The sequence below is a fragment of the Actinomadura sp. ATCC 39365 genome (assembly GCF_054392275.1).
This window is the reverse complement of record NZ_CP184335.1, coordinates 10,828,693-10,853,692: the sequence shown is the minus strand read 5'-3', so window position 1 is coordinate 10,853,692 and position 25,000 is coordinate 10,828,693. Positions and strand designations below refer to the sequence as shown.

The following is a 25,000-nucleotide window of genomic DNA, read 5'->3' as shown; positions in this document are numbered from 1 at the left end:
TACTGTTGGGCGACGTGGGCAAGCAACGGGTCGCGCAGCTCGAGTACTCCGAATTCCAGTCGGCCATGCTCGACGAGGACAAACGCCGCCGCAAGGCCGCGAAGATCATCGCCGTGCTGGAGCACTTCCAGGGGCCGCTCGGCGGGCTGACCGTGGGCGACGTCGGCTGCTCGGCCGGGTTCATCGCCGACGAGCTGGCCCAGGCCGGGGCCAAGCACACGCTGGGCATCGACATCGACGTGCCGGGGCTGCGCAAGGCCGCCGACCGGTTCGGCGAGCGGGTGGCGTTCGTCTGCGGCGACGGCACGGCGCTGCCCTTCCCCGACGGGTCGATCGACGTGCTGGTGTTCAACCACATCTACGAGCACGTGGTCGACCCCGACGCCGTGGTGGCCGAGATGCACCGCGTGCTGTCCGACACCGGGGTGCTCTACCTCGGGCTCGGCAACCGGCTCGGGGTCGTCGAGCCCCACTACAAGCTGCCGTTCCTGTCGTACCTGCCGCCCGCGCTGGCCGACCGTTACGTGCGCGCCTTCGGCCGGGCCGACCACTACTACGAGCGGTTCAGGACCCGGCGGGGGCTGCGCCGGATGTTGCGCGCCTTCCACGTCTGGGACTACACGTTCCCGGTGCTGGCCACGCCGACCAGGTTCGCCGGGTCGGAGCTGTTCCCCGGCCTGCCGGGCCGGCTGGTCAAGGCCGTGCTGGCCCGCGCGCCGCGCGAGGTGCTGCGGCTGCTGCTGCCCGTCGTGCCGACGTACCTGTGGGTGGCCACCAAGACCCCGCGCAGGCCCACCGGGCCGGCGCTGCCGCAGCCGCCCGAGCGGGTCCTGCCGCTGTGAGCCTCGTGGACGAGACCGGCGCGAGCGCGATCCCCAAGCGGTCGCTGCCGCGCCGGCTGCTGCGTTTCGGCTTCCTCGCCGTTGCGCTCGCCTTCGGCGCGTGGGCGGTGGCCAGGCAGTGGGACGCCGTGGTGGCCGGGTTCGCCCGGCTGTCGTGGCCGGCGCTGGCCGGGTCGCTCGTCGCCGTGGTCGCCGCGCTGCTCGGGGCCATGCTCACCTGGCGCACGCTGCTGGCCGACCTGGGTTCGCCGCTGCCACTGCGGCCGGCCGCCAAGGTGTTCTTCGTCGGTCAGCTCGGCAAGTACATCCCCGGCGCGGTCTGGCCGGTGCTCGCCCAGATGGAGATGGGCCGCGACCTCGGCGTGCCGCGTCCGCGCAGCGCCGCGGCGTTCTTCCTGATGATGCCCGTCCAGATCGCCAGCGGTCTGCTCGTCACGCTGGTCACGCTCGGCTGGCACCGGTTCGGCTGGGTGCTGCTGTTCATCCCGCTGCTGCTGGTGCTGCTGGAGCCCAAGGTCGTCAACGGCGTGATCGGCTTCGGCCTGCGCAAGCTCAAGCGCGAGCCCCTGGAGCGTCCGCTCACCCGCCGCGGCATGCTCACCGCGCTCGGCTGGGCGCTGGCCGGCTGGACGGCCTACGGCGTGCACTTCTACTTCGTCGCGCCGCAGGGCGGCCTGCTGTTCGCCGTCGGGGCCTTCGCCCTGTCGTGGTGCCTGGGCATCGTGACCTTCGTCGTGCCGGCCGGTGCCGGGGTGCGCGAGCTGGCGATGGTGGCGGTGCTCGCCCCCGTGCTCGACAGCGGCGCGGCCATCGCGGTGGCCCTCTGCTCCCGCATCGTCATCATCATGGGGGACCTGATCTGCGCAGGTATGGCGGGAATTGCCGCACGTCGCGACTCGGTGTGATTTGGCCCACGATTTGGGGGAGGGTGGTCATAAGCTGAATCAAAGAGGGGGGACTTGCCAGGTCCCACGTCGATCTTGAGGGGAGAAGATCCACGTAATGCCTCGAGTGCTCGTCGATGCCGCCGCGGTCCCCGCCGACCGTGGTGCGTTGATCCGGTACGTGGACGGGCTCGTGGCCGCGCTCCACCAGGCAGGGACCGATCTGGTCGTGGTCTGCCAGCGTGCGGAAGCGGAAAGGTACCAGCGGCTGGCGCCTTCGGCCCGTGTCGTCCCCGGCCCCGTCGCCATCACCAACAGGGCCGCCCGGCTCGCCTGGGAGCAGACCGGCGTGCCGCTGCTCGCCCGCCAGACGGGGGCCGAGGCCATCCACGCCCCCTACTACTCCATGCCGCTGCGCTCCGGCCTGCCGACCGTCGTGACGGTGCACGACGTGACCTGGTTCACCGAGCCCGAGCAGCACAGCCCGGCCAGGGCGGCGTTCTTCCGCTCGGCCACGCGTACCGCCGTCCGGCACGCCCGGCGCGTCATCGTGCCGTCCAAGGCGACCAGGGACGAGCTGGTCCGCGTGTTGTCGGCCGACCCCACCCGCATCGACGTCGCCTACCACGGCGTCGACCTCGCCCAGTTCCACCCGCCGAGCGAGGACGAGGTCCGCCGGGCGGCCATCAGGTGCGGGCTGCACGGCCAGCCGTACGTGGCCTTCCTCGGCAACCTCGACCCCCGCAAGAACGTGCCCAACCTGATCCGCGGCTTCGCCGCCGCCGTCAAGCGGCTGGAGACGCCGCCCGCGCTGGTGCTCGGCGGCGGCGTGCACGAGGACGACGTCGACGCGGCCTGCCGTGAGGTCGAGGCCACCGTCCGGGTGATCAGGCCGGGATACCTGCGCGCGCCCGATCTGCCGGGGTTCCTGGGCGGGGCGCTCGTCGTGGCGTTCCCCTCGCGGGGCGAGGGCTTCGGCATGCCGGTGCTGGAGGCCATGGCCTGCGGCGCGGCCGTCCTCACCAGCCACCGCACCTCGCTGCCCGAGGTGGGCGGCGACGCCGTCGCCTACACTGAGCCGGACGCGGACAGCATCGCCGACGCCCTGGGCGAGCTGCTTGCCTCCTCCGATCGGAGGCGGCAGTTGCAGGAGGCCGGGCGGGCGCGGGCTCGCGAATTCACCTGGGAGGCCTCGGCGGAGGCGCATCTCAACTCTTATCAACGCGCAATCGAATAGTTCGCTACTCTCACGGAGTGATGGAGAGCTCTTTGCCAGACCTCGAGGCGATCCTCCTGGTCGGGGGGCAGGGCACACGCCTGCGTCCGCTGACACTGGGCACGCCCAAGCCGCTGCTGCCGACCGCCGGAGTGCCGTTCCTGGCCCACCAACTCGCCCGTGCCCGGTCCTTCGGCGTACGCCGGATCGTGTTCGCGACCTCGTACAAGGCGGCGATGTTCGAGCCCGCCTTCGGTGACGGGTCGGCACTCGGGCTCTCCCTCGAATACATGACCGAGGAGACGCCGCTCGGCACCGGCGGGGCCATCCGCAACGCCGCCGAGGCGCTCACCTGCGGGCCCTCCGACCCGGTGCTCATCCTCAACGGCGACATCCTGTCCGGCCACGACATCGGCGACCAGGTGCGCACCCACTGCGAGCGCGGCGCCGCCGTGACGCTCCACCTGACGGAGGTGGACGACCCGACACGGTTCGGCTGCGTGCCGACCGACGAGTCCGGACGGGTGACCGCGTTCCTGGAGAAGACCCCCAACCCGGTCACCAACCGCATCAACGCCGGCTGCTACGTCTTCACCCGCTCGGTGATCGACTCGATCCCGCGCGGCGAGGTGGTCTCCGTGGAGCGCGAGACGTTCCCCGGGCTGATCGACTCCGGTGAGCTGGTGCTGGGCTACGCCGACCGCACGTACTGGCTCGACGTGGGCACTCCGGCCGCGTTCGTGAAGGGCTCGCGCGACCTGGTGCTCGGGCGGCTCGCCTCGCCGGCGCTGCCCGGCCCGCAGGGCGAGCACCTCGCCCTCGACGGGGCGAAGATCTCGGCCGAGGCCAAGGTCCAGGGCGGCACCACCGTCGGCGCGCGGGCCGTCGTCGAGGCGGGCGCGTCCGTGGTGGGCTCGGTGTTGTGCGACGACAGCGTCATCGAGGCCGGCGCCACGGTGAACGACTCGGTCGTGGGCAAGGGCGCCCGGATCTGCGCCGGCACGGTCGTGCGCGACGCGGTGATCGGTGACGGCGCGGTGGTCGGGCCGGGCAACGAGCTGCAGGGCGGGGTGCGCGTCTGGCCGGGCATCGAGCTGCCCGAGCGCGCGGTCCGCTACTCCAGCGACGTGTGACCCGCCCGCCGGTGCCGCGCGGGTGAGCGACCACCCGCCGCCGCGCGGCAGACTGGACGGGTGATGGAACGCAGGTGGGAGCCCGACGGGCCGCTCGACGTGGAGCTGGCCCTCGGCCCCCACCGGCGCGGCACCGGCGATCCCGCCTGGCGCCGCACCCCCGACGGCTCGATCTGGCGCGCCTGCCGCACCCCCGACGGCCCGAGCACGCTGCGGGTGACCGTGACCCCCGCGGCCGTGCGGGCCCAGGCGTGGGGGCCGGGCGCCGGCTGGTCGCTGGAGACCCTGCCCGCCCTGCTCGGCGCGCTCGACGACGTCTCCGGCTTCCGCGTCCGGCACGACGTGCTGGCGGACGTGGCGCGCAAGCACGCGGGGCTGCGCATCGGGCGTACCGGGCGGGTCATGGAGGCGCTGGTGCCCGCCGTGCTGGAGCAGAAGGTCGTCGGCCGGGAGGCGTGGCGGGCCTGGCGCTACCTGCTGCGCCACTACGGCGAGCCCGCCCCCGGCCCCGCCCCCGACGGCATGCGGGTGCCGCCCGAACCGGTCGTGTGGCGGCAGATCCCGAGCTGGCACTGGCACCGGGCGGGCGCGGAGGCCGTCCGGGCCCGGACGATCGCCAACGCCGCCTGGCACGCCGCCAAGCTGGAGGCCGCGGCCACCACGGAGGAGCTCGACCGGCTGTTGCGGGCCCTGCCCGGCATCGGCGTGTGGACGTCGGCCGAGGTCCGCCAGCGGGCCTTCGGCGACGCCGACGCGGTGAGCGTGGGGGACTTCCACCTGGCCAAGCTGGTCGGCTACGCGCTGACCGGGGAGAAGACCGACGACGAGGGGATGATGCGGCTGCTGGAGCCGTACCGGGGGCATCGGCACCGGGCGGCGGTGCTCGTCTGGCTCAGCGGTCTGCGGCCGCCCGCGCGGGGGCCGCGGATGGCCGCGCGCGACTACCGGTCCTTCTGACATCCAGCCCTGAGTGCGCGTCACGAACTCAGGGGTGCGTACTGTGCCTCTATGAGTCTTGTCAGTGATTCCGCGCTTCGCCGTGCCCTCGCCCGTGCCCGTGACGGCAAGGCGCTCGACCTCACCGAGGCCGTCGTGCTGCTGCACGCGCGCGGCGAGCAGCTCGACGCGCTGCTCGACCACGCCTCCCGCGTGCGCGACGCCGGGCTGAAGGCCGCCGGCAGGGAAGGGGTGATCACCTACAGCAGGAAGGTGTTCATCCCGCTGACCAGGTTGTGCCGGGACCGTTGCGGCTACTGCACGTTCGCGACCGCGCCGCACAAGCTGGAGTCGGCCTTCCTGAGCCCGGACGAGGTGCTGGAGATCGCCCGGCAGGGCGCGGCGATGGGCTGCAAGGAGGCGCTGTTCACGCTGGGGGACCGGCCGGAGGAGCGCTGGCACCAGGCCCGCGAGTGGCTGGACGCGCACGGCTATGACGACACGTTGTCCTACGTACGAGCCATGGCGATCCTGGTGTTGGAGGAGACCGGGCTGTTGCCGCACCTCAACCCCGGTGTGCTGAGCTGGCGTGACCTGCAGCGGCTCAAGCCGGTCGCGCCGTCGATGGGCATGATGCTGGAGACCACCTCGCGGCGGCTGTTCGAGGAGAAGGGGCAGCCGCACTACGGCTCCCCCGACAAGGACCCGGCGGTACGGCTGCGCGTGCTGGAGGACGCCGGCCGCAGCAACGTGCCGTTCACGACCGGGATCCTCATCGGCATCGGTGAGACCGTCGAGGACCGGGCCGAGTCGATCTTCGCCATCCGGAAGGTCGCCCGCGAGTACGGCGGCATCCAGGAGGTCATCGTCCAGAACTTCCGCGCCAAGCCGGACACGGCCATGCGCGGCCTGCCGGACGCCGACCTGCACGAGTTGGCGGCCACGATCGCCGTCGCGCGGCTGGTCCTCGGCCCCCGCGTACGCCTCCAGGCCCCGCCCAACCTGGTCGACTCCGAGTACGCGCTCATGATCCGGGCCGGCATCGACGACTGGGGCGGCGTCTCGCCGCTGACCCCCGACCACGTGAACCCGGAACGCCCCTGGCCGCAGATCGACGACCTGGCGGCGCGTACCGCCGAATCCGGCTTCGACCTGCGGGAACGCCTGACGATCTACCCCGAGTACGTGCGGGCCGGCGAGCCGTGGCTGGACCCGCGGCTGTTCGCGCACGTCGAGGCCCTGGCCGACCCCGGCACCGGGCTCGCCCGCGAGGACGCCGTGCCGCAGGGCCGTCCCTGGCAGGAGCCCGACGGCGGGTTCGCCGCCGCCGGCCGGGTGGACCTGCACGTCGAGGTGGACACCACCGGCCGGGTGAACGACCGGCGCGACGACTTCGACCACGTGTACGGCGACTGGACGGCCCTGCGCGAGCGCCTCGGCCCGATCGCCGCCTCGACGCCGAGCGACGTGCGGCAGGCGCTCAGGCGGGCCGAGGCCGACCCCGCCGGGCTGACCGACGCCGAGGCCGTCGCGCTGCTGGGCGCTGAGGGCGGAGCGCTGGACGAGCTGGCGGCCATCGCCGACGCGTTGCGCGCGCAGGCCGTCGGCGACGAGGTCACCTACGTCGTCAACCGGAACATCAACTTCACCAACGTCTGCTACACCGGCTGCCGCTTCTGCGCCTTCGCCCAGCGCAGGACCGATGCCGACGCGTACACGCTGAGCCTGGACCAGGTGGCCGACCGGGCCGAGGAGGCGTGGGCGGCAGGCGCGACCGAGGTGTGCATGCAGGGCGGCATCCATCCCGACCTGCCGGGAACCGCGTACTTCGACATCGCCAGGGCGGTCAAGGCCAGGACGCCCGGCATGCACGTGCACGCGTTCTCCCCGATGGAGGTCATCAACGGAGCCTCCCGGACGAACCTGTCTATACGCGACTGGCTGGAGGCCGCCAAGGAGGCCGGGGTGGACTCGCTGCCCGGCACGGCGGCCGAGATCCTCGACGACGACGTGCGCTGGGTGCTGACCAAGGGCAAGCTGCCGGCCAAGGAGTGGATCGAGGTCATCACCACGGCCCACGAGGTCGGCATCCCGACGACGTCCACGATGATGTACGGCCACGTGGACCACCACCTGCACTGGGTCAGGCACATCAAGCTGATCAGGCGGCTGCAGGAGCAGACCGGCGGGTTCTCGGAGTTCGTGCTGCTGCCGTTCGTGCACACCAGCGCCCCGATCTACCTGGCCGGCATCGCCCGGCCCGGCCCCACCGCCCAGGAGAACCGCGCGGTGCACGCCCTGGCCAGGATCCTGCTGCACGGCGCGATCCCCAACATCCAGTGCTCGTGGGTCAAGCTCCAGGACGACCTGTGCCGCCAGGTGCTCGGGGGCGGCGTGAACGACCTCGGCGGCACCCTCATGGAGGAGACGATCAGCCGGATGGCGGGCTCGGAGAACGGCTCGTACAAGACGATCAGCGAGCTGCGCGAGATGGTCGAGGTCACCGGCAGGCCGGTACGCCAGCGCACCACCGAGTACGGCAGCCCCACGGCCGAACGGCTGGCCGCCGCGCAGGCCAGCGACGGGGTGTGCCAGAGCGTGAGAAGAATCTTGCCGATGGCGTAGTTATAACAAGTTCTAACAAGGGTTGCGCCCGGTATGGGAGGCACTGGAAGAATCATCACTCCACTGGAGAGAGGTTCATCGTGCGGTTGGGTCGACACCGTGCCGCGCTGCCTCCCGTGCAGCGACGCAGGAAGGCGCTCCAACGTGGCATGCTGGCCGGCCTCGCCGCCGTGGCCGTCGCCGCCGGCAGCCTGTACGTGGTGCTCGGCGGCGGTCCCGCCCTGTGCGTGTCACGAGAGCCTGTTCTGGTCAGCGTGGCCGCCGCCGTGGACGTGGCGCCGGCGGTCATGGAGGCCGCCGGGCGCTTCAACGAGACCAAGGCGTCGGTCGGCGGGCGGTGCGTGCTGGTCCAGGTGACCGAGCAGCCGTCGGCCACCGTGCTGCGCACGCTGATCGGCGACCGGGCCGGCGTGCTGCGCGAACGCCCCGACGGCTGGATCGCCGACTCCTCGGCCTGGATCAGGCTGGCCCGCAGCCAGGGCGCGAGCTCGCTGCCCGCGGGGGAGACCGTGGTGGCCACCTCGCCGCTGGTGTTCGCCACGCGGTCGTCGCTGGCCCGGCGCTTCTCGGTCGGCGGGACCGAGATGAACTGGCGGATGGTCTTCCCGCCGACCGTGCGCGGGCGGCTGACGCCCAACTCCGGCGAGCCGGATGTCGTACGGGTGCCCGACCCGTCGCTGGTGGGCGCGGGGATCGCGACCGTGGCCGCGGCCAGGGACGTCGTGGGCACCGGGCCGGCCGCCGACAAGGCGCTGACCGCGTTCGTCAGGTGGGCGCAGGCCGGGTCGGCGCCCGACTACCGCAGCATGCTCGACGCCGTGGACGACCGCGGGTTCTGGCAGCGGCCGGTGGTCATCGTCCCCGAGCAGTCGGTGTGGAACCACAACCGGGTGCCCTCGCCCGACCCGGTCGTGGCGCTGCACCCGCGCGAGGGCACCATCGACCTCGACTATCCCTACGTCGTCACGGCGGCCGATCCCGACGTCGCGGAGGCGTCCACCGCCTTCGCCGACTGGCTGAAGGGCGGCCAGGCCCAGGAGATCGTCCGGCGGGCCGGCTTCAGATCGGGCGACGGCCGGCTGGGGCCGCTCTCGCCGGGGCCGCAGCTCCCGTCGGAGGCGCCGAAGACCAGGCCGTCGGTGTCGCAGCAGGACATCGACGAGGCGCTGCGCGCCTGGAGCAGGCTGGCGCCGCCGACCAACATCCTCGTGCTGGCCGACACCTCGAAGCACATGGCCGAGCCGCTGAACGGCAGCACCAAGGTGCGCATCGCGCTGGCCGCGGCCAAGATCGGGCTGCAGCTCTTCCCGAACTCCACGCACATGGGCATGTGGGAGTTCGCCGACAAGGTGGGGAACGTCAGGAGCTACCGGCAGCGGGTCGGCCTCGGCCCGATCAGCGAGCCGGAGTCGGGCCAGGTGCTGCGGCGCAGCGTCCTCGACGAGCTGACCAGCACGATCGCCCCCCACCCCGACCTGGACAGCTCGCTCTACGACGCGATACTGGCCGGGTTCCGCAGGATGAGCGGTGACTACCGCGACGACATGAACAACACGCTGCTGGTGATCAGCGCCGGCAAGGACGACGGCAAGGGCGTCAAACTCCCGCGGCTTCTCGAGGCCCTGCGCAACGAGTGGGACCCGGACAAGCCCGTTCAGATCGTCATCATCGCGTTCGGCAAGGACGTGGACCGCGGCAGCCTGTCGCAGATCGCGGCGGCCACGAACGGCTCGCTGCACGTGGCGCAGGAGCCCGGGGAGATCATCGATGTCTTCCTCGGCGCGCTGGCCCGCAGGCTCTGCCATCCCACCTGCAAGCCGGCCGCCTGAGGGGATGCCGGTCGCCCGGCACCCCCTCCGGCCTACATCTGGTGCACGGTGGCGTTCTCGTCACGGTGGTGGAAGCGGGACACGAGCTTGTCCAGCGACCACGCGCCGCTGCCGAGCAGCGCCAGCATCAGGAACGACCACGAGAACATGGCCGCGGTCTCGCCCCCGTTCTGCAACGGGAACAGGCCCTTGGGCAGGTGGACGGTGAAGTAGGCGTAGGCCATCGTGCCCGAGCAGAGCAGGGCGGCGACGCGGGTGGCGAGCCCGATGAGGACGAGGCCGCCCGCGCCGAGCTCGATCACCCCCGCCCACCAGTCGGGCCATTGGCCTACGGACGGGGTCGTTCCGCCGTACGGGCCGCCGAGTACGCCGAACAGAGTGGCGGCCCCGTGGCAGGCGAACAGCAGGCCCACCACGATGCGGAACAGCGACAGCGCGGCGTCACGAAGCTTGGTCATCGGCCGGTCCAGACCGTCAGACCCGCTGCCAGAGCGCCGGGACGTTCGGCGGCTCCCAGCCCGCGATGGCCGTGTGGGGCTGCAGGCACCGGTAGGAGACGCCGTTGTAGGTGACCGTGCTGCCCGTGGTGTAGGCCGTGCCGGCCTTCCAGGTGCCCGAGGCCGTCGTGGTGGGCGTCGGGGTCGGGGTGGGCGTGGGGGTCACGGTCGGGGTCGGGGTGGGGGTCGGCTGGCCGCCCCCGCCGATCTGCAGGTCGATGCAGGAGTAGAAGGCGTTGGAGGTGTCGGAGATGTTCCAGATCGCCAGGACCTTCTGGCGGCCGGAGTAGCCGGAGAGGTTGACGGTGTGGGAGATCGTCGACGGCGGCTGCTGGCCGTTGCCGTTGAAGACCGCGACCCGGTTTCCGCCGATGTAGTACTCGTAGTTGAGCGTGGCGTGCCTGGCGGTGAACGTCCAGGTGAAGGTCACCGAGCTGCCCACCGAGGTGGCCGGCCACGGCTTGCTCTCGTCGGCGAGCTGAGCGAACTGGCCAAGGTTGGCGTTGCAGCTGCGCAGGCCCTTCGGGCCCTCCACGCTCTGTGGCTCGTAGACGATCTGGCCGCAGCCCGACACCTTGCCCTGGGCGCAGAAGGCCTGCCTGCTGGGCGGCGAGTTCACATAACCGTGGGCGAACGCGGGAGAGGTGTTGAACACCGCCGTGGCGATGGTGATCACCGCCACGGCGACTAACGTGAGAGTCCTTCGCATTGAAGTGGCTCCTTTACATGGGGGGATAGTCCAAATGTAAAGGAAAGTTTCCTAACGGTAAACGGTTGGCTTACCAGATTTCCAGACTCTCGTCAGAGGCTCAGCGCGTCACGATGAAATCGCGCGGGTCACGGGGGGCGCGGTCGCGCGGCGGCGCGGCGGCGTGCCCGATCGCCACGCAACCCATCGGATCCCACGACTCGGGCAGGTCGAGCACCTGCCTGACCACCGGCCGGCAGAACATCGTGGACGACACCCACGCCGAGCCCAGCCCCTCGACCGCGAGCTGGATCAGGAAGTTCTCCACGCCGGCGCCCGTCGCCACGACGAACATCTCCCGTTCGGAGGCGTTGCGCCGATCGTCGCGGTAGGTGTGCGAGCCCTCCATCACCAGGCACGGCACGACCAGGTAGGGGGCGTTGCGCAGGACGTCGCCGCGCTTGATCCGCTTGGCGATCGACTGCTCGGTGAACCCGTCGCCGCGCAGGTCCGCGATCCACGCCTCGCGCATGGCGTCGAGCAGCTCGGTGCGGGTCTGCGCCGACTCGACCAGCACGAACCGCCACGGGGTCGTGTGGTGCGGCGCCGGCGCCGCGATGCCCGCGGCCACCGCCCTGCGCACCGCCTCGCCGTCGACCGGCCGGTCGGAGAACTCCCTGATCGTACGGCGGGCGAACACGACGTCGCGGGAGCCGAAGCGGAACATGTCCTCGTCGGCCGGGCGGACGAGCGGCCTGACCCCCGGCCCGTCGTCGTCGGTCACCAGATGGCCGAGCCCGCGCACGATCGCCGCCGGTACGCCGCCGAGCTTGCCCTTGACCAGCTCGGCCGCGCTCGCGATCTCGTCGACCAGCGCGGTGACGGTGGCGCCGAGCGCGTTGCCGTAGGAGTCGGAGGAGCCGCGGAAGTCGTCGAGCGGGCGCACCCCTGCGGCGCCGATCGCCACGTCGGTCAGCCCGTTGCGCCACGGACGCCCGAACGTGTCGGAGACGATCACCCCCACCCGCGCGCCCAGCCCGGCCCTGATCCGCGCCGCGGAGGCGTCGGAGTCCTCGGGCAGCAGCAGGACGGTGCCCGGCTCGGTGTTGGAGGCGTCGACCCCGGCCGCGGCCATGACGAAGCCGTGGCGGGTCTGGACGATCACCGTGTCGCCGCGCCTGGCGACGACCCGCTCGGTCTCCTCCTCGATCGCGCTCGCGCGGTCGGGCGCCTGACGGACGCGGCCCTCGGCCTTGCTGACGATCTTCGAGGTGACCACCACGATGTCGCCGTCGCGCAGGTCGGCGTCCTTGAGCAGGGCGGCCAGGTCGTCGCCCGGCCGGACCTCGCCGATGCCGGTGACGGCGATGACCTCGACCCGTCGCGTGCTCATCGAGCCAGCTCCAGCGCCAGGTCGAGCGCCGTGCGGGCGATGTCGGCCGTCGTCTCGGCGTCGTGCATGAGGATCGGACGGGACACCACGCGCACGCCGTCGAGCGCCACCCCGGAGTCCTCCTCGGCCACCAGCCAGCCGTCGACCAGGCCGGAGCCGTAGAGGTCGAGCACGGCCTGGGCCGTGGTCTCCACCCCGATGGCCGTCAGGCAGGCGTCGGCCATGCCGCGCACGGGCGCGCCGCCGATGATGGGGGAGACGCCGACCACGGTCTTGGCCGCGACCGCCTCGCGGATGCCGGGGACCTGCAGGATCGTGCCGATGCTCACCACCGGGTTGGACGGCGGCAGAATCACCACGTCGGCCTGCTCGATCGCCTCCAGCACGCCCGGCGCGGGCTTGGCCGTCTCGACCCCCACCAGCGCGAACGACTCGGCCGGGACCGAGGCGCGCAGGCGCACCCACCACTCCTGGAAGTGCACGGCCCGCTTGCCGCGCTCGTCGGAGATCACCACGTGCGTCTCGCAGCGGTCGTCGGTCATCGGCAGCAGCCGCACGCCCGGCTGCCAGCGCACGCACAGGGCCTCGGTGATCTGCGAGAGCGGATAACCCGCCTCCAGCATCTGCGAGCGGACGATGTGGGTGGCGAAGTCGCGGTCGCCGAGCCCGAACCACTGCGGCTCGACCCCGTAGGCGGCCAGCTCCTCCTTGACGACGTGGGACTCCTTGGCCCGGCCCCAGCCCTGCTCCTCGTCGATGCCGCCGCCCAGGGTGTACATGACGGTGTCGAGGTCGGGACAGACGCGCAGGCCGAACAGGGTGATGTCGTCGCCCGTGTTGCCGATGACGGTGATCGAGGCGTCGGGTGCGGTGGCGCGCAGGCCGCGCAGGAAACGGGCGCCGCCGATGCCGCCGGCGAGTGACACGATGTGCATGCGTCCCAGTCTTCCATCGGCGTCCGACATCCCCGTGGGGGGAGTGGTTCTGCCCCACTTCGGAGCAACAAAGTTCCAGGTATAGGGGTAAATGGGATGGAAGAGGTTCTTGGGACACCCGCCGCGAAAGTCGGCAATGTGGCAAACTCCCTTCGGGCCAAAGGGTTCGATGGGGGTTACTCATGAGCAAAGTAAATGCCGCCCGACTACGGGAGCCGGCTGCCTGGATCATGCTCGTCACCGGGCTGGTGGACGTCGTCCTGACGATCGGCCACATCCTGATCGGCTCGGGCAGCCCGCTCGGCGGCGGGTTCGCCACCCGTGCCGCCGCGAACCTGCCGGGCCTGACCAGCCCGATCGTGACCGCGCTGCTCGTGGGCGCCGTGCTGCTCGTCACCAGGACGGGCGAGCGCTCGTCCAAGGCCCGGCTCATCGCCTACGGCTCGGCCGCCGGCCTGCTGCTCGCCGCCGTGTTCGGCGCGCTGGCGCTGATCGTCGGGCTGTTCGCCGGAGGCGGCTTCCGCGGCGTGGTGGAGTACGTGCTCACCGGCGTCCCCACGCTCGCGCTGACCGCCGTCGGGCTGGTCTACCTGCTCCCCGAGGTCATGCCCGGCCGTTCCCCCATCCCCACTCTCGACGGGTACGGCCGTCCGACCACCCACTACGGCCAGCCCCAGCAGTTCGGCCAGCAGGACCAGCCCCAGTACGGCCGCCCCCAGCAGTTCGGCCAGCAGGACCAGCCCGCCTACGGCCAGTCCGACCAGCCGCCGCACGGCCAGCCCGACCCCTCCCCCCAGCCCGCGTACGCGCAGCCGCACGCCGCGCCGACCCCCTACGGCCAGCAGCCCGCGCTCGCCCAGCTCCCCCCGGGCCAGGACGCCCAGGCCGCGGCTCCCGACCCCCAGCCCGCCTCCTCCGGCTACGCCCCGCAACCGCCGTCGGGCCAGTTCCCCACGGGCTCGGGCTACGCGCCCCAGCCCCCTCGGGCCAGCAGTCCCCGGCCTACGCGCCCCAGCCCCCGTCCTCCGGCTACGAGCCCCAGCCGCCCTCTTCCGGCTACGAGCCTCAGCCCGCCTCCGCCGGGTACGCGCCCCAGCCCCCGTCCGGCCAGCACGCCACCGTCACCTTCGGCCAGCAGGACCCGCAGGCCCCGTACGGCCAGCAGGACTCTCAGGCTTCCTTCGGGCAGCAGGACCAGCAGGCTCCCTATGGCCAGCAGGACCAGCAGGCCGCCTTCGGGCAGCAGCCGGGTTACGGCGGCGGACAGGCGCCGAGCCCCGGCGCGCAGCCCGGCACCGGCTACGGCCAGCAGCCCCCGAGCTACGGCGGCCACCCCGACCCCGCCACCCCTGGTTACGGCCAGCCCGAGCCGTCCACTCCCGGCTACGGCCAGCCCGCCCCCGCCTTCGGCCAGCCCGACCCCGCCGGCTACGGCCAGCCCGCGCCCTCCGCGCCCGGCTTCGGCCAGTCCGACGCCCCCGGCTACGGCCACCAGCAGGACACCCCCGTCCCGCACGCGGCCGAGGCGCAGTCCCCCTACGCCCCCCAGCCCCCCGAAGCCCAGCCCGCCTACGGCCAGGGCCAGGTCCAGGGGCACGGCCAGCAGCCCGCCTACGGCCAGCCCGAGCAGCCGTCGTTCGGCCAGCCTTCGCACGGCCAGCAGCCCGACCAGCCGCCGTTCGGCCAGGGCTCTCACGGTCAGCAGCCCGACCCGGCACCGTTCGGCCAGCCTTCGCACGGTCAGCAGCCTGACCAGGCCCCCTTCGGCCAGCCTTCGCACGGTCAGCAGCCTGACCAGGCCCCCTTCGGCCAGCCTTCGCACGGTCAGCAGCCTTCGCACGGTCAGCAGCCCGAGCAGTACCAGCAGCAGCCCTACCAGCCGGCCAGGGCCGCGCTTCCCGCCGCGTCCCCTGACCAGCCCCCGCGCCAGCCCGAGTCGCCGTTCCCCCCGGCCCCCGAGCGCCCCTACGCCCAGACCGACCAGTCCTTCGGCCACGCCCAGGGACCGGCCGGTCAGCCGTTCGCGCAGCCGGACCCCGGCTTCCCGCCGCAGGGCTTCGGCCAGGACCAGGGGTACGCCCCGCCCGCCTACACCCCGTCCGAGACGCTCCCCGACTCCGGCTACCAGCCGCCGGCCGGCGAGTACACCCCCGCGCCGTACGTCCCGGCCGACAGTCAGCCCAGTGCGTACGGCCAGTCCGGCTACCCCACCTCCGAGAACCCGTACGCCCCGAGCAACAGCTCCCCGAGCGCCTTCGCCGACCAGGCGTACCCGAGCGGGGAGACCAGCCCGAGCGTCCCGTACCCGCAGGCGGAGCCGCAGCAGCCGTACCAGGACCGCCAGAACGCCTTCGACCAGCAGGGCGGCCAGCCGTTCACCGGCTACTCCGGCCACGAGTACGCCACCCCCGCCTTCCAGGAGCCGGACCCGCCCGTGGACCCGCGCTCCCAGCAGCTCCTGGACGCCTACCAGCAGGCCGAGACCTACCAGAGCTCGACGGCCCCCTCCGGCACCCAGCCCGACCTGCGGGTGCCCGACTACGCCGGCCAGCCGGCCAGGCCGTACGACGACCCGTTCGGCCACCCGCAGCAGGCCCAGCCGTACCAGCAGCAGCAGAACGCGTACGAACCCCAGCAGGGCCAGTACGAGCAGCCCCAGACCTACCGCCCCACCCACCAGGCCCCGGCCGGCTGGAGCGAGGCGCAGGGCGAGTCGACGATGCGGCTCGACCCCTCGCAGCTCGGGGACGCCCTGGGCGCCCAGAACCGCCCGGGTGACGACCCAATCGACCCAACGGCCATATACACGCCCAACGAGCCACGCAGGTAACGGACCGGCAAACGACGGCTAGAGAGAAGGTGGCCCAAAGGGCGGGCGTCTACCCCGCCCTGGTACGGTTCCGACCGCTGACAGCGTTGAACGAACCGGGTCGAAGCCTTGCTGTGCAGGGGGTCTCGGCCTGGTGCGAACACCACATGCCGAGCACACCGGGGCGAGAGTCGGTCTTTCCCCGGATACCGTCATGCCGCTTGACGTCACGTACGGCACGCGCGTGTAATTACAACCATGTTGTTACGCCTTCCCTTGGGTGGGTAGGAGGAAGGCGTCCATGGGGGGCTCCATTGCGGGCGGGCGGCAGGGAGGTGTGCAGTGACCGATCCGGTCATCGCACAGGATCAGCTTGACGCTGAAGAACTCGGATGGCAGGAGCGTGCGTTGTGCGCGCAGACCGATCCGGAGGCGTTCTTCCCGGAAAAAGGCGGCTCCACCCGAGAAGCCAAGAAGGTTTGTCGATCGTGCGAGGTCCGTGCCGAGTGCTTGGAGTACGCGCTCGAACACGATGAGCGCTTCGGCATCTGGGGTGGGTTGTCGGAGCGGGAGCGCAGACGGATCAAGCGCCAGGCCGTTTAGGGGATATGAGCGAAAGGGTCACGCGGTAGCCCGCGTGGCCCTTTTTCGCGTGTGATGTCGCCTGTAGGGTGAGCGCGCCTGATCAACGCTGGAGTCGCCCGCCCATGTCACGCACCCGCGTCACCGCGATCGTCGTCGCCCATGACGGCGGGCGCCGGCTGGGGGACACGTTGCGCGCGCTGGCCGGTCAGAGCCGCAGGCCGGAGCGCATCGCCGGCAACCGTCCGGGCGCGCGGCTGCTGTTCACCGCGCCGGACGGGCCGGGCGAGGTCGGGGTGCAGGAGGTGCCCGCGAAGGGCGCGGCGGGCAGGCCGTACGACGTGGCGGTGCCCGCCGGGCGGACCAGGGAGGTCCGGCTGCGCGCCAAGGGCGAGTTCGCCGTGGTCGTCACGCCCGTGTCGGGCCAGGTCTACGGCGGCCGGGTCATCGAGGAGCGGGAGAAGGACGGCCTGCTCGTCACCGCCCAGCCGCTCGCGCCCGCGCGCGTGTGGACCGTGCTGCCCGTGCTGCCCGCGCCGACCGACAGCGCCCGCGTGGTGCTGCCGGGCTGAGCCACGGGCGAGCCGCGATTCAGCGGCGCTCGTCGTAACCCGGGTCGACGGTCTCGGGGGCGAGGCCGAGCAGCGTGGCGACCTGCTCGACCACCGTGTCGTGCACCATCGCGCCCAGGGTGTCGCGGTCGCGGGCGCGGGCCTCCAGCGGGCGGCGGTAGATCACCACGGCGGCCGGTGACTGGCCGCTGGCCGCGTCGGCCCGGCCGAACGGGATGGGCTCGGTGCCCATGCTCGGGCCGTCGCCCAGCTCGTTGACCGGCGGCACCTCCTCGACCGCGAACTCCACGGCGGACAGCTGTTTGTCCCACCGGGGCCGCAGCCGGTCGACGGCGTCGAGGACGAGGTCGTCGAAGCGCTCGCTGCGGGAACGGGCCATCGGGACGTGGGACGGGGCGAGGGGGCCGCGCAGGCCACGACCGTGGCGATCGCGCCGTCTGGGACCGCGCTTTGGAGTCACCGCCCAAGTGTAAGGGCACCTGCCCGCGAACCCCCGGAACCCCCGCCCGCGTCGCCGCCGTCAGGGAGGGAGGGCGTCGTCCAGCTGTTCGTTCCGGCTCGTCGCCCTCCTCGGTGGTCGATCAAGGAAACGGGAAAGTGCAGCGCGACCGGTGTGGCGTCAACGGCGACGGGGCAAGGTTGTGCCTCAGGCGCGCGCATCGGCGCATGTGGGTGGAAAGCCTGCGACAGGTGTCCGAATTGTGGCGACACGCTCGTTAAGAGCGCTCAGATAGTGGCGCCTCGCACTCTTACCAGATACGGTCCCTCCGTGAGCCCCGTCCGCCGCTGTTCCCGCACCGCTTGCAGCCAGCCTGCCGTCTTCACGCTCACGTACGTATACGCCGACTCGACCGCAGTTCTCGGCCCTCTGGCGACGTACGCCGAGCCACACTGTTACGACCTGTGCGCCGAACACGCCGAGCGGCTGACCGCTCCCCGCGGTTGGGAGGTCGTCCGGCTCCCCACCGACGGCAACTCCCCCAGCTCAGACGACCTGGAGGCGCTGGCCAACGCGGTCAGGGAAGCCGCCAGGCCCACTCCGTCCGGCAGCGGCGAGCCGGTCGGCCAAGGCGTCGAGGTCGGGCGCCGGGGCCACCTGCGCGTTCTTCGGTCGGCCCAGCAGCACCGCGACCGGTAGGCTCGTTTCACACGACAAACGACCTAGGGGCGGAGCTGGAGAGTGGGCGACCTCGCCAAGATCTTCAAAGCGTACGACGTTCGCGGGGTGGTTCCCGACGAGCTCGACGAGCCGATCGCCGAGGCCGTGGGTGCGGCGTTCGTCGAGGTGACCGGAGCCCCGTCCGTCGTGGTCGCCCATGACATGCGAGAGTCCTCCGTGCCGCTGGCCGAGGCGTTCATCAGGGGCGCCCGCTCGCGCGGCGCCGACGTCGTGTTCGCCGGGCTCGGCTCCACCGACCTGCTCTACTACGCCAGCGGCAGCCTGGGCCTGCCCGGCGTGATGTTCACCGCCAGCCACAACCCGGCCCGCTACAACGGGATGAAGATGTGCCGCGGCGGCGCGGTGCCGATCGGCGGCGAGACCGGGCTGGCCGAGATCCGCGACCGCGCGGCCGAGCTGCTGGGCGCCCCCGCCACCCCGGCCGGGTCGCTGATCGAGAAGGACCTGCTGTCCGGCTACGCCGCCCACCTGCGCGCGTTGGTCGACCTGTCGGCGATCCGGCCGCTCAAGGTCGTCGCCGACGCCGGCAACGGCATGGCCGGCCACACGGTCCCGGCCGTGTTCGAGGGCCTGCCGCTGGAGCTGGTCCCGCTCTACTTCGAGCTCGACGGCAGCTTCCCCAACCACGAGGCCAACCCGCTGGAGCCGCAGAACCTCCTCGACGTGCAGCGGGCCGTCGTCGAGAGCGGCGCCGACCTGGGCCTCGCCTTCGACGGCGACGCCGACCGCTGCTGGGTGGTCGACGAGCACGGCGCGTCCGTCTCGCCGTCGGCCGTCACCGCCCTGGTCGCCACCCGCGAGCTGGCCAAAGACCCCGGCGGCACGATCATCCACAACGTGATCACCTCGCTCGGCGTGCCCGAGATCGTCCGCGAGCACGGCGGCACGCCCGTGCGCACGCGCGTCGGCCACTCCTTCATCAAGGCGGAGATGGCCCGCACCGGCGCCATCTTCGGCGGCGAGCACTCCGCCCACTACTACTTCCGCGACTTCTGGTTCGCCGACTCGGGCCTGCTCGCCGCGATGCACGTGCTGGCCGCGCTCGGCGAGCAGGAGCGCCCGCTGTCCCAGGTGGTGGCTGCCTACTCGCGCTACCACGCCTCCGGCGAGCTCAACAGCGCGGTCGCCGACCAGGGGGAGGCGCTGGCGCTCGTCCGCGCGGCCTTCGCGGGCCGCGGCGAGGTCGACGAGCTCGACGGCCTGACGATCACCGGCCCCGACTGGTGGTTCAACCTGCGCGCGTCCAACACCGAGCCGCTCCTCAGGCTGAACGCCGAGGCGGCCGACGAGAGCAAGATGAAGGCGATCAAGGACGAGGTCCTCGCCATCGTGGGAAGGGTGTCACTGTGAAGATCGACGACTGGCTGCTGGAGATCCTGGCCTGCCCGGCCTGCAAGGCGCCCCTGCGCGCCGAGGCCGAGACCGAGGAGCTGGTCTGCACGGACTGCGGTCTGATCTACCCCGTGCGCGACGACATCCCCGTCCTGCTGGTCGATGAGGCAAGGAAGCCGTGACCTGGGAGCCCGGGCGGCTCGATGACCAGCAACACCTCACCGCGGCCGATCCGGGCGGCATGCTGCTCGCGGTCGCGGCCTCGGCCGCCCAGGTGCGCACGGGTCGCCGTGCCGCGGTCGAGGCCGGCGTCGACCGGCTGTCCGCCCAGGGCCGCCCGCGGGCCGTCGTGGTCGCGGGCATGGGCACTGCGGGCCTGACCGGTGACATCCTCGAGGCGGTGTGCGGCAACGGCGTGCCGCTGCCTATCGTGACGCTGCGGTCCTACCAGCTGCCGGGCTGGGTCGGCGCGACCGACCTGGTCATCGCCGTGTCCGCCACCGGCGACGACGACGAGACGGTCTCCGTCGCCGTCCAGGCCGTCCGGCGGGGGTGCGGGCTGCTGGCGGTGTGCCCGCCGGGTTCGCCGCTGGAGGCCGTGGCGGTGCAGGCGTCGGCGATCCACGTCCCGGTGCGGGTCGAGGGGCAGCCGAGGTCCGCGTTGTGGCTGCTGACGGTTCCGGTGATCACGGCCGCGTCCGCGCTGGGGCTGGTCACGGCCGAGCCCGAGGTGTTCGAACGGGTGGCCGCGATCCTTGAGGACATCGCCAACCGCTGCCGTCCCTCCAGCGAGTCCTTCGTCAATCCGGGTAAGTCCCTCGCCATGGACCTGGCCGGAAGCATCCCGATGATCTGGGGGTCCTCGCCGGTGGCCTGCGCGGCGGCGTACCGGCTGGCCTGCCAGCTCAACGAGACCGGCAAGTACCCCGCGGTCTTCGGCCGGCTGCCCGAGGCCGGCCACAACCAGGTGGCGGCCCTGGAGGGGCCGCTGGCCGAGCGGGACATCTTCGCCGACGAGGCCGGGCCGACGCTCAGGCTCGTCATGCTGCGCGACGTCGAGGAGCATCCGCAGGTCACGCGGCAGCGCGAGGCGTCGCTGCGGCTCGCGCACGACCGGGACGTGCCGGTCAGCGAGCTGACCGCGGAGGGCGTGCATCCGCTCGAACGGCTGGCCACGCTCGTCGGCCTGGCCGACTACGCCGCCACCTACCTGGCCCTCGGCCACGCCGTGGATCCGACGCCTGTGGCCACGATCACTGAGCTTAAGGCCAGGATTTCCCAATAGGATCCCATGTCAGGTCTTTGTAGGTGATCTTTATGAGCGGAGACGTCCGGTGAGCGCGAGCGGTGGCACCAAGGCAATCATTGCGGCGCTGAGCGCCAACCTGGCGATCGCGGTGGCGAAGTTCGTGGCGGCGTTCTTCACCGGGTCGTCCTCGATGCTGGCCGAGGGCATCCACTCGGTCGCCGACTCGGGCAACCAGCTCCTGCTGCTGCTCGGCGGGAAACGGGCCCAGCGGGCCAGCGACAAGACCCACCCCTTCGGCTACGGGCGCGAGCGTTACTTCTACGCGTTCGTGGTCGCCGTCGTGCTGTTCACGATCGGCGCGGTCTTCTCGCTCTACGAGGGCTGGCACAAGATCTCCGAACCGGCCGACGTCGAGTCGCCGATCTGGGCGTTCGCGGTGCTGATCTTCGCGATCATCGCCGAGGGCTTCTCCTTCCGCACGGCGGTCAAGGAGTCCAACCCGCTGCGCGGCAAGCAGTCGTGGTTCGCCTTCATCCGCCGTTCGAAGTCGCCCGAGCTGCCCGTCATCCTGCTGGAGGACCTGGGCGCGCTGCTCGGTCTGATCTTCGCGCTGTTCGGCGTGACGATGGCCGTCATCACCGGCGACGGCGTCTGGGACGGCATCGGCACCCTCATGATCGGCGTGCTGCTGGCGATCATCGCGGTCGTGCTGGCCGTCGAGACCAAGTCGCTGCTGCTCGGCGAGGGCGCCTCGCCCGAGGTCGAGGAGCAGATCCGGGCCGCGCTGGAGGGTGCGCCCGAGGTGGCCAGGATCATCCACATGCGCACGCTGCACCTCGGCCCCGAGGAACTGCTGGTGGCCGCCAAGATCGCGGTCGAGCACGACGACACGGCCGGCGAGGTGGCCCGCGGCATCGACGAGGCCGAGCGGCGCATCCGCGACGCCGTGCCGATCGCGCGGGTGATCTACCTGGAGCCCGACCTCGACCGGCTGCGCACGACGGCCGGCTGACGCTCGTCCCGGAGGCCGGCCGCGTACGACGGTCAACCGACGCTTGTCCCGGTGGCCGGCCGCGTACGACGGCCGGCCACCGCTCGGCCCTGAGGCCGACACGCACCACGGCCGGCTGAGGCTCAGCCCCGGGGGCGCAGGAGCCTCAGGGCCTTCTCCTTCTCGAAGTCCAGGGCCCTGCGCGGCACCTGGATGCGGCCGATGCGCACGCCCAGATCGCGCACGGCCGCGGCCACCTGCGGCTCGCTCAGCACGCGCAACGCGAAGGCCAGCTCGGCGGGCGAGACGTCGAACTGTTTCTCCAGCTCCACCCCCTGCGCCACGGCGGCCAGCTCCTCGGGCCCGAATCTGCGGTGCGCGCCGCGCTCACGGACCGGCGGCAGCAGGCCCAGCGCCTCCCGGTATCGGAGCATTCGTGGGGACATGCCGAGCCGCTTGGCTGCTTCCGTGATGCGCATCCTTACATTCTTACGTCAGTTTCGCTGTCTCGGAGATGCGGGGCTGCCCGAGCGCCGCCTAAACTCGTCCGCGACAGCAATCGTGACGCGAGGGGAATCCCGATGGACTTCAAGGTCGCCGACCTTTCACTTGCCGACTTCGGCCGTAAGGAAATCCGGCTCGCCGAGCACGAGATGCCCGGCCTCATGGCGATGCGCAAGGAATACGCGGCCTCCCAGCCCCTCCGCGGCGCGAAGATCATGGGCTCCCTGCACATGACCATCCAGACGGCCGTGCTCATCGAGACGCTGGTCGCGCTCGGCGCCGAGGTCCGCTGGGTCAGCTGCAACATCTTCTCCACCCAGGACCACGCCGCCGCCGCGGTCGTCGTCGGCCCCGATGGCACCGTCGACGACCCGAAGGGCGTCCCCGTGTTCGCCTGGAAGGGCGAGACGCTGGAGGAGTACTGGTGGTGCACCGAGCAGGCCCTCACCTGGCCCGGCGGTGACGCCCCCAACATGATCCTCGACGACGGCGGCGACGCCACGCTCCTCGTGCACAAGGGCGCCGAGTACGAGAAGGCCGGGGCCGTGCCCCCGCCGGCGCCGACGACCCGGAGGAGTGGCACGTCATCATCGACCTGCTCACCCGCACGGTCGGCGAGGACAAGCGCTGGACGCGCATCGCCGAGAGCATCAAGGGCGTGACCGAGGAGACCACCACCGGCGTGCACCGTCTCTACGAGATGCACAAGAACGGCCAGCTCCTCTTCCCGGCGATCAACGTCAACGACTCGGTCACCAAGTCGAAGTTCGACAACAAGTACGGCTGCCGCCACTCCGTCATCGACGGCCTCAACCGGGCCACCGACGTGCTCATCGGCGGCAAGGTGGCCGTGGTCTGCGGCTACGGCGACGTCGGCAAGGGCTGCGCCGACGCGCTGCGCGGCCAGGGCGCCCGGGTCATCGTCACCGAGATCGACCCGATCTGCGCCCTCCAGGCGGCCATGGACGGCTTCCAGGTCACCACGCTGGAGGACGTCGTCGGCATCGCCGACATCTTCGTGACCACCACCGGCAACTTCAACATCATCACCGCCGCGCACATGGCGCAGATGAAGCACCAGGCGATCGTCTCCAACATCGGCCACTTCGACAACGAGATCGACATGGCCGGCCTGGCCAAGCTGCCCGGCATCGTGAAGAACAACATCAAGCCGCAGGTCGACGAGTGGGTCTTCGCCGACGGCCACTCGATCATCGTGCTGGCCGAGGGCCGCCTGATGAACCTGGGCTGCGCCACCGGCCACCCCAGCTTCGTCATGTCCAACTCCTTCACCAACCAGGTGATCGCGCAGATCGAGCTGTTCACCAAGACGGCCGAATACCCGATCGGCGTCTACACGCTGCCCAAGCACCTCGACGAGAAGGTCGCCCGCCTCCACCTCGACGCGCTCGGCGTCAAGCTCACCGAGCTGACCAAGGAGCAGGCGTCCTACATCGGCGTGCACGTCGAGGGCCCGTACAAGCCCGACCACTACCGCTACTGATCGGCTGGGCGGCTCCGGGAGGGGGTCCCTCCCGGAGCCGTGCTTTTTCGCGAGGGGCTGGGCATGGATCTCTGGGAAAGCGGCGAGCGGCAGATCTCCTGGGCCGCGCGCTCGATGCCGGTGCTGACCGCCATCGGCGAGCGGTTCGCGCTCGAACGCCCGCTCGACGGGCTCAAGATCGCGGCCTGCCTGCACGTCACCGCGGAGACGGCCGTGCTCATGGGCGCGTTGAAGGCGGGCGGCGCCGAGATCGCGCTGGCCGCCTCCAACCCGCTGTCCACCCAGGACGACGTGGCCGAGGCCCTGCGGGCGTACGGGATCGCCGTGCACGCGCGGGCCGGGGTCGATCGCGCCACCTACTACCTGCACATCCACCAGGCCCTCGACCTCGGGCCCGACCTCGTGCTCGACGACGGCTGCGACCTGGTGAACATCCTGCACACCGAGCGCACCGACCTGCTCGAAGGCGTGAGCGGAGGGTGCGAGGAGACCACGACCGGCATCATCCGGCTGCGCCAGATGGCGGCCGAGCAGGCGTTGCGCTTCCCGGTCGTGGCCGTCAACGACACCCGTACGAAGCGCATGTTCGACAACCGGTACGGCACCGGGCAGTCCACCCTCGACGGCATCATGCGGGCCACCAACACCATGCTCGCCGGCCGTACGGTCGTGGTGGCCGGGTTCGGATACTGCGGGCGCGGCGTGGCCGAGCGGGCCAAGGGGCTCGGCGCCCGGGTCGTCGTCACCGAGATCGACGCCGTCAAAGCCCTCGACGCCACGCTGCAGGGCTACGAGGTGCGTCCCATGGCCCAGGCGGCGATGATCGGCGACCTGTTCGTCACCGTGACGGGCAACCGGGACGTCATCAGGGCCGAGCACCTGTCCGTGATGAAGGACGGCGCGATCCTGGCCAACGCCGGACACTTCGACGTCGAGATCGACGTGCGGGCCCTCGACGAGATGGCCCGCGAGGTGCACCGGGGGTGCGCCCGAACACCGACGAGTACGTCATGCCCGACGGCAGCCGCCTGCTGCTGCTGGCCGAGGGCCGCCTGGTCAACCTGACCGCCGCCGAGGGCCATCCGGCGGCCGTCATGGACATGTCGTTCTCCGCGCAGGCGCTGGCCGTGGCCTGGCTGGCGGGGCAGCGGGCGGGCCTCCTGCCCGGCGTGTACGACGTGCCGGAGGAGATCGACCACGAGGTGGCCAAGCTCAAGCTGGCCGCCGCCGGCATCGGCATCGACACGCTGACCCCCGAGCAGGAGGACTACCTCCACTCCTGGCGGGTCGGCTCCTAAG

General features: G+C 71.7%; 24 protein-coding genes and 2 pseudogenes. 17 read left to right on the top strand and 9 right to left on the bottom strand.

The window, feature by feature from the left end:
* Positions 1–14 precede the first annotated feature (14 nt).
* The 7 genes from ACNF49_RS51755 to ACNF49_RS51725 all read left to right on the top strand — a co-directional run bounded on the left by ACNF49_RS51755 (position 15) and on the right by ACNF49_RS51725 (position 9,465).
* Positions 15–842, top strand: coding sequence for a class I SAM-dependent methyltransferase (locus ACNF49_RS51755; RefSeq protein ID WP_482942247.1), 828 nt, complete (start codon positions 15–17; stop codon positions 840–842).
* Positions 839–1,747 (top strand): lysylphosphatidylglycerol synthase domain-containing protein, encoded by a 909-nt coding sequence (locus ACNF49_RS51750; protein ID WP_357970196.1) that lies wholly within the window; start codon positions 839–841, stop codon positions 1,745–1,747. Before ACNF49_RS51755 ends, ACNF49_RS51750 begins: the two co-directional genes overlap by 4 nt.
* Positions 1,748–1,844: 97 nt before the next feature.
* Positions 1,845–2,963 carry a glycosyltransferase family 4 protein gene (locus ACNF49_RS51745; protein ID WP_482942246.1) on the top strand — a complete coding sequence of 373 codons (1,119 nt, stop codon included), beginning with the start codon at positions 1,845–1,847 and terminating at the stop codon, positions 2,961–2,963.
* A gap of 32 nt (positions 2,964–2,995) precedes the next feature.
* A complete protein-coding gene (gene manB, locus ACNF49_RS51740; protein ID WP_482942245.1) occupies positions 2,996–4,075 on the top strand; it encodes a mannose-1-phosphate guanylyltransferase in 1,080 nt (359 codons plus the stop codon).
* A 63-nt stretch (positions 4,076–4,138) separates the two neighbouring features.
* Positions 4,139–5,032: a DNA-3-methyladenine glycosylase family protein gene (locus ACNF49_RS51735; protein ID WP_482945696.1), complete on the top strand. Its 894-nt coding sequence runs from the start codon at positions 4,139–4,141 to the stop codon at positions 5,030–5,032.
* 51 nt (positions 5,033–5,083) lie between these two features.
* On the top strand, positions 5,084–7,636 hold the full coding sequence (locus ACNF49_RS51730; protein ID WP_482942244.1) for a bifunctional FO biosynthesis protein CofGH: 2,553 nt from the start codon (positions 5,084–5,086) through the stop codon (positions 7,634–7,636).
* 116 nt (positions 7,637–7,752) lie between these two features.
* Positions 7,753–9,465: a substrate-binding and VWA domain-containing protein gene (locus ACNF49_RS51725; protein ID WP_357970207.1), complete on the top strand. Its 1,713-nt coding sequence runs from the start codon at positions 7,753–7,755 to the stop codon at positions 9,463–9,465.
* 32 nt (positions 9,466–9,497) lie between these two features.
* On the opposite strand, the gene ACNF49_RS51720 is transcribed toward ACNF49_RS51725, so the two are convergent.
* The 7 genes from ACNF49_RS51720 to ACNF49_RS51690 form a co-directional block, all read right to left on the bottom strand.
* Complete coding sequence (locus ACNF49_RS51720) at positions 9,498–9,923, bottom strand: DoxX family protein (RefSeq protein WP_357970209.1); 426 nt, start codon at positions 9,921–9,923, stop codon at positions 9,498–9,500.
* Between the two features lie 16 nt (positions 9,924–9,939).
* Complete coding sequence (locus ACNF49_RS51715; RefSeq protein ID WP_482942243.1) at positions 9,940–10,671, bottom strand: lytic polysaccharide monooxygenase; 732 nt, start codon at positions 10,669–10,671, stop codon at positions 9,940–9,942.
* A gap of 100 nt (positions 10,672–10,771) precedes the next feature.
* Positions 10,772–12,043, bottom strand: coding sequence for a coenzyme F420-0:L-glutamate ligase (locus ACNF49_RS51710; RefSeq protein ID WP_482942242.1), 1,272 nt, complete (start codon positions 12,041–12,043; stop codon positions 10,772–10,774).
* Positions 12,040–12,978: a 2-phospho-L-lactate transferase gene (cofD, locus tag ACNF49_RS51705; RefSeq protein ID WP_357970217.1), complete on the bottom strand. Its 939-nt coding sequence runs from the start codon at positions 12,976–12,978 to the stop codon at positions 12,040–12,042. Before cofD ends, ACNF49_RS51710 begins: the two co-directional genes overlap by 4 nt.
* 206 nt (positions 12,979–13,184) lie before the next feature.
* Complete coding sequence (locus tag ACNF49_RS51700; RefSeq protein ID WP_482942241.1) at positions 13,185–13,910, bottom strand: hypothetical protein; 726 nt, start codon at positions 13,908–13,910, stop codon at positions 13,185–13,187.
* Between the two features lie 32 nt (positions 13,911–13,942).
* Positions 13,943–14,974: a hypothetical protein gene (locus tag ACNF49_RS51695; RefSeq protein WP_482942240.1), complete on the bottom strand. Its 1,032-nt coding sequence runs from the start codon at positions 14,972–14,974 to the stop codon at positions 13,943–13,945.
* Positions 14,975–15,180: 206 nt separating this feature from the next.
* The gene (locus ACNF49_RS51690) at positions 15,181–15,357 is read right to left on the bottom strand and encodes a hypothetical protein (protein ID WP_482942239.1); all 177 of its coding nucleotides are present in this window, start codon (positions 15,355–15,357) and stop codon (positions 15,181–15,183) included.
* Positions 15,358–15,412: 55 nt separating this feature from the next.
* On the opposite strand from ACNF49_RS51690, the gene ACNF49_RS51685 reads away from it, so the two are divergent.
* The 3 genes from ACNF49_RS51685 to ACNF49_RS51675 all read left to right on the top strand — a co-directional run bounded on the left by ACNF49_RS51685 (position 15,413) and on the right by ACNF49_RS51675 (position 16,941).
* Positions 15,413–15,808 (top strand): hypothetical protein, encoded by a 396-nt coding sequence (locus ACNF49_RS51685; protein ID WP_482942238.1) that lies wholly within the window; start codon positions 15,413–15,415, stop codon positions 15,806–15,808.
* A gap of 321 nt (positions 15,809–16,129) precedes the next feature.
* The gene (locus ACNF49_RS51680; protein WP_020546325.1) at positions 16,130–16,390 is read left to right on the top strand and encodes a WhiB family transcriptional regulator; all 261 of its coding nucleotides are present in this window, start codon (positions 16,130–16,132) and stop codon (positions 16,388–16,390) included.
* 104 nt (positions 16,391–16,494) lie between these two features.
* Complete coding sequence (locus tag ACNF49_RS51675; RefSeq protein ID WP_482942237.1) at positions 16,495–16,941, top strand: hypothetical protein; 447 nt, start codon at positions 16,495–16,497, stop codon at positions 16,939–16,941.
* 19 nt (positions 16,942–16,960) lie between these two features.
* Here ACNF49_RS51675 and ACNF49_RS51670 read toward each other — a convergent pair whose 3' ends face one another.
* Positions 16,961–17,320, bottom strand: coding sequence for a metallopeptidase family protein (locus tag ACNF49_RS51670; RefSeq protein WP_357970226.1), 360 nt, complete (start codon positions 17,318–17,320; stop codon positions 16,961–16,963).
* A 390-nt stretch (positions 17,321–17,710) separates the two neighbouring features.
* On the opposite strand from ACNF49_RS51670, the gene ACNF49_RS51665 reads away from it, so the two are divergent.
* From ACNF49_RS51665 to ACNF49_RS51645, 5 genes are read left to right on the top strand one after another with little or no spacing between them, the layout of a single operon-like run.
* Positions 17,711–18,079: a DUF3499 domain-containing protein gene (locus tag ACNF49_RS51665; RefSeq protein WP_352323386.1), complete on the top strand. Its 369-nt coding sequence runs from the start codon at positions 17,711–17,713 to the stop codon at positions 18,077–18,079.
* 42 nt (positions 18,080–18,121) lie between these two features.
* On the top strand, positions 18,122–19,471 hold the full coding sequence (locus tag ACNF49_RS51660) for a phosphomannomutase/phosphoglucomutase (protein WP_482942236.1): 1,350 nt from the start codon (positions 18,122–18,124) through the stop codon (positions 19,469–19,471).
* Entirely contained in the window at positions 19,468–19,635 is a 168-nt protein-coding gene (locus tag ACNF49_RS51655; protein ID WP_352323388.1) for a Trm112 family protein, read from the top strand. The genes ACNF49_RS51660 and ACNF49_RS51655 overlap by 4 nt, the downstream gene beginning before the upstream one ends.
* Positions 19,632–20,738, top strand: coding sequence for an SIS domain-containing protein (locus ACNF49_RS51650; protein ID WP_357970232.1), 1,107 nt, complete (start codon positions 19,632–19,634; stop codon positions 20,736–20,738). The genes ACNF49_RS51655 and ACNF49_RS51650 overlap by 4 nt, the downstream gene beginning before the upstream one ends.
* A gap of 49 nt (positions 20,739–20,787) precedes the next feature.
* Positions 20,788–21,714 (top strand): cation diffusion facilitator family transporter, encoded by a 927-nt coding sequence (locus ACNF49_RS51645; protein WP_357970234.1) that lies wholly within the window; start codon positions 20,788–20,790, stop codon positions 21,712–21,714.
* Between the two features lie 122 nt (positions 21,715–21,836).
* On the opposite strand, the gene ACNF49_RS51640 is transcribed toward ACNF49_RS51645, so the two are convergent.
* Positions 21,837–22,172 (bottom strand): MerR family DNA-binding transcriptional regulator, encoded by a 336-nt coding sequence (locus tag ACNF49_RS51640; protein ID WP_357970237.1) that lies wholly within the window; start codon positions 22,170–22,172, stop codon positions 21,837–21,839.
* Positions 22,173–22,268: 96 nt separating this feature from the next.
* On the opposite strand from ACNF49_RS51640, the pseudogene ahcY reads away from it, so the two are divergent.
* Together ahcY and ACNF49_RS51630 are read left to right on the top strand one after the other, a co-directional pair.
* A pseudogene (ahcY, locus tag ACNF49_RS51635) lies at positions 22,269–23,701 on the top strand (adenosylhomocysteinase).
* 63 nt (positions 23,702–23,764) lie between these two features.
* Positions 23,765–24,999: pseudogene (locus ACNF49_RS51630) on the top strand (adenosylhomocysteinase).
* Position 25,000 lies beyond the last annotated feature (1 nt).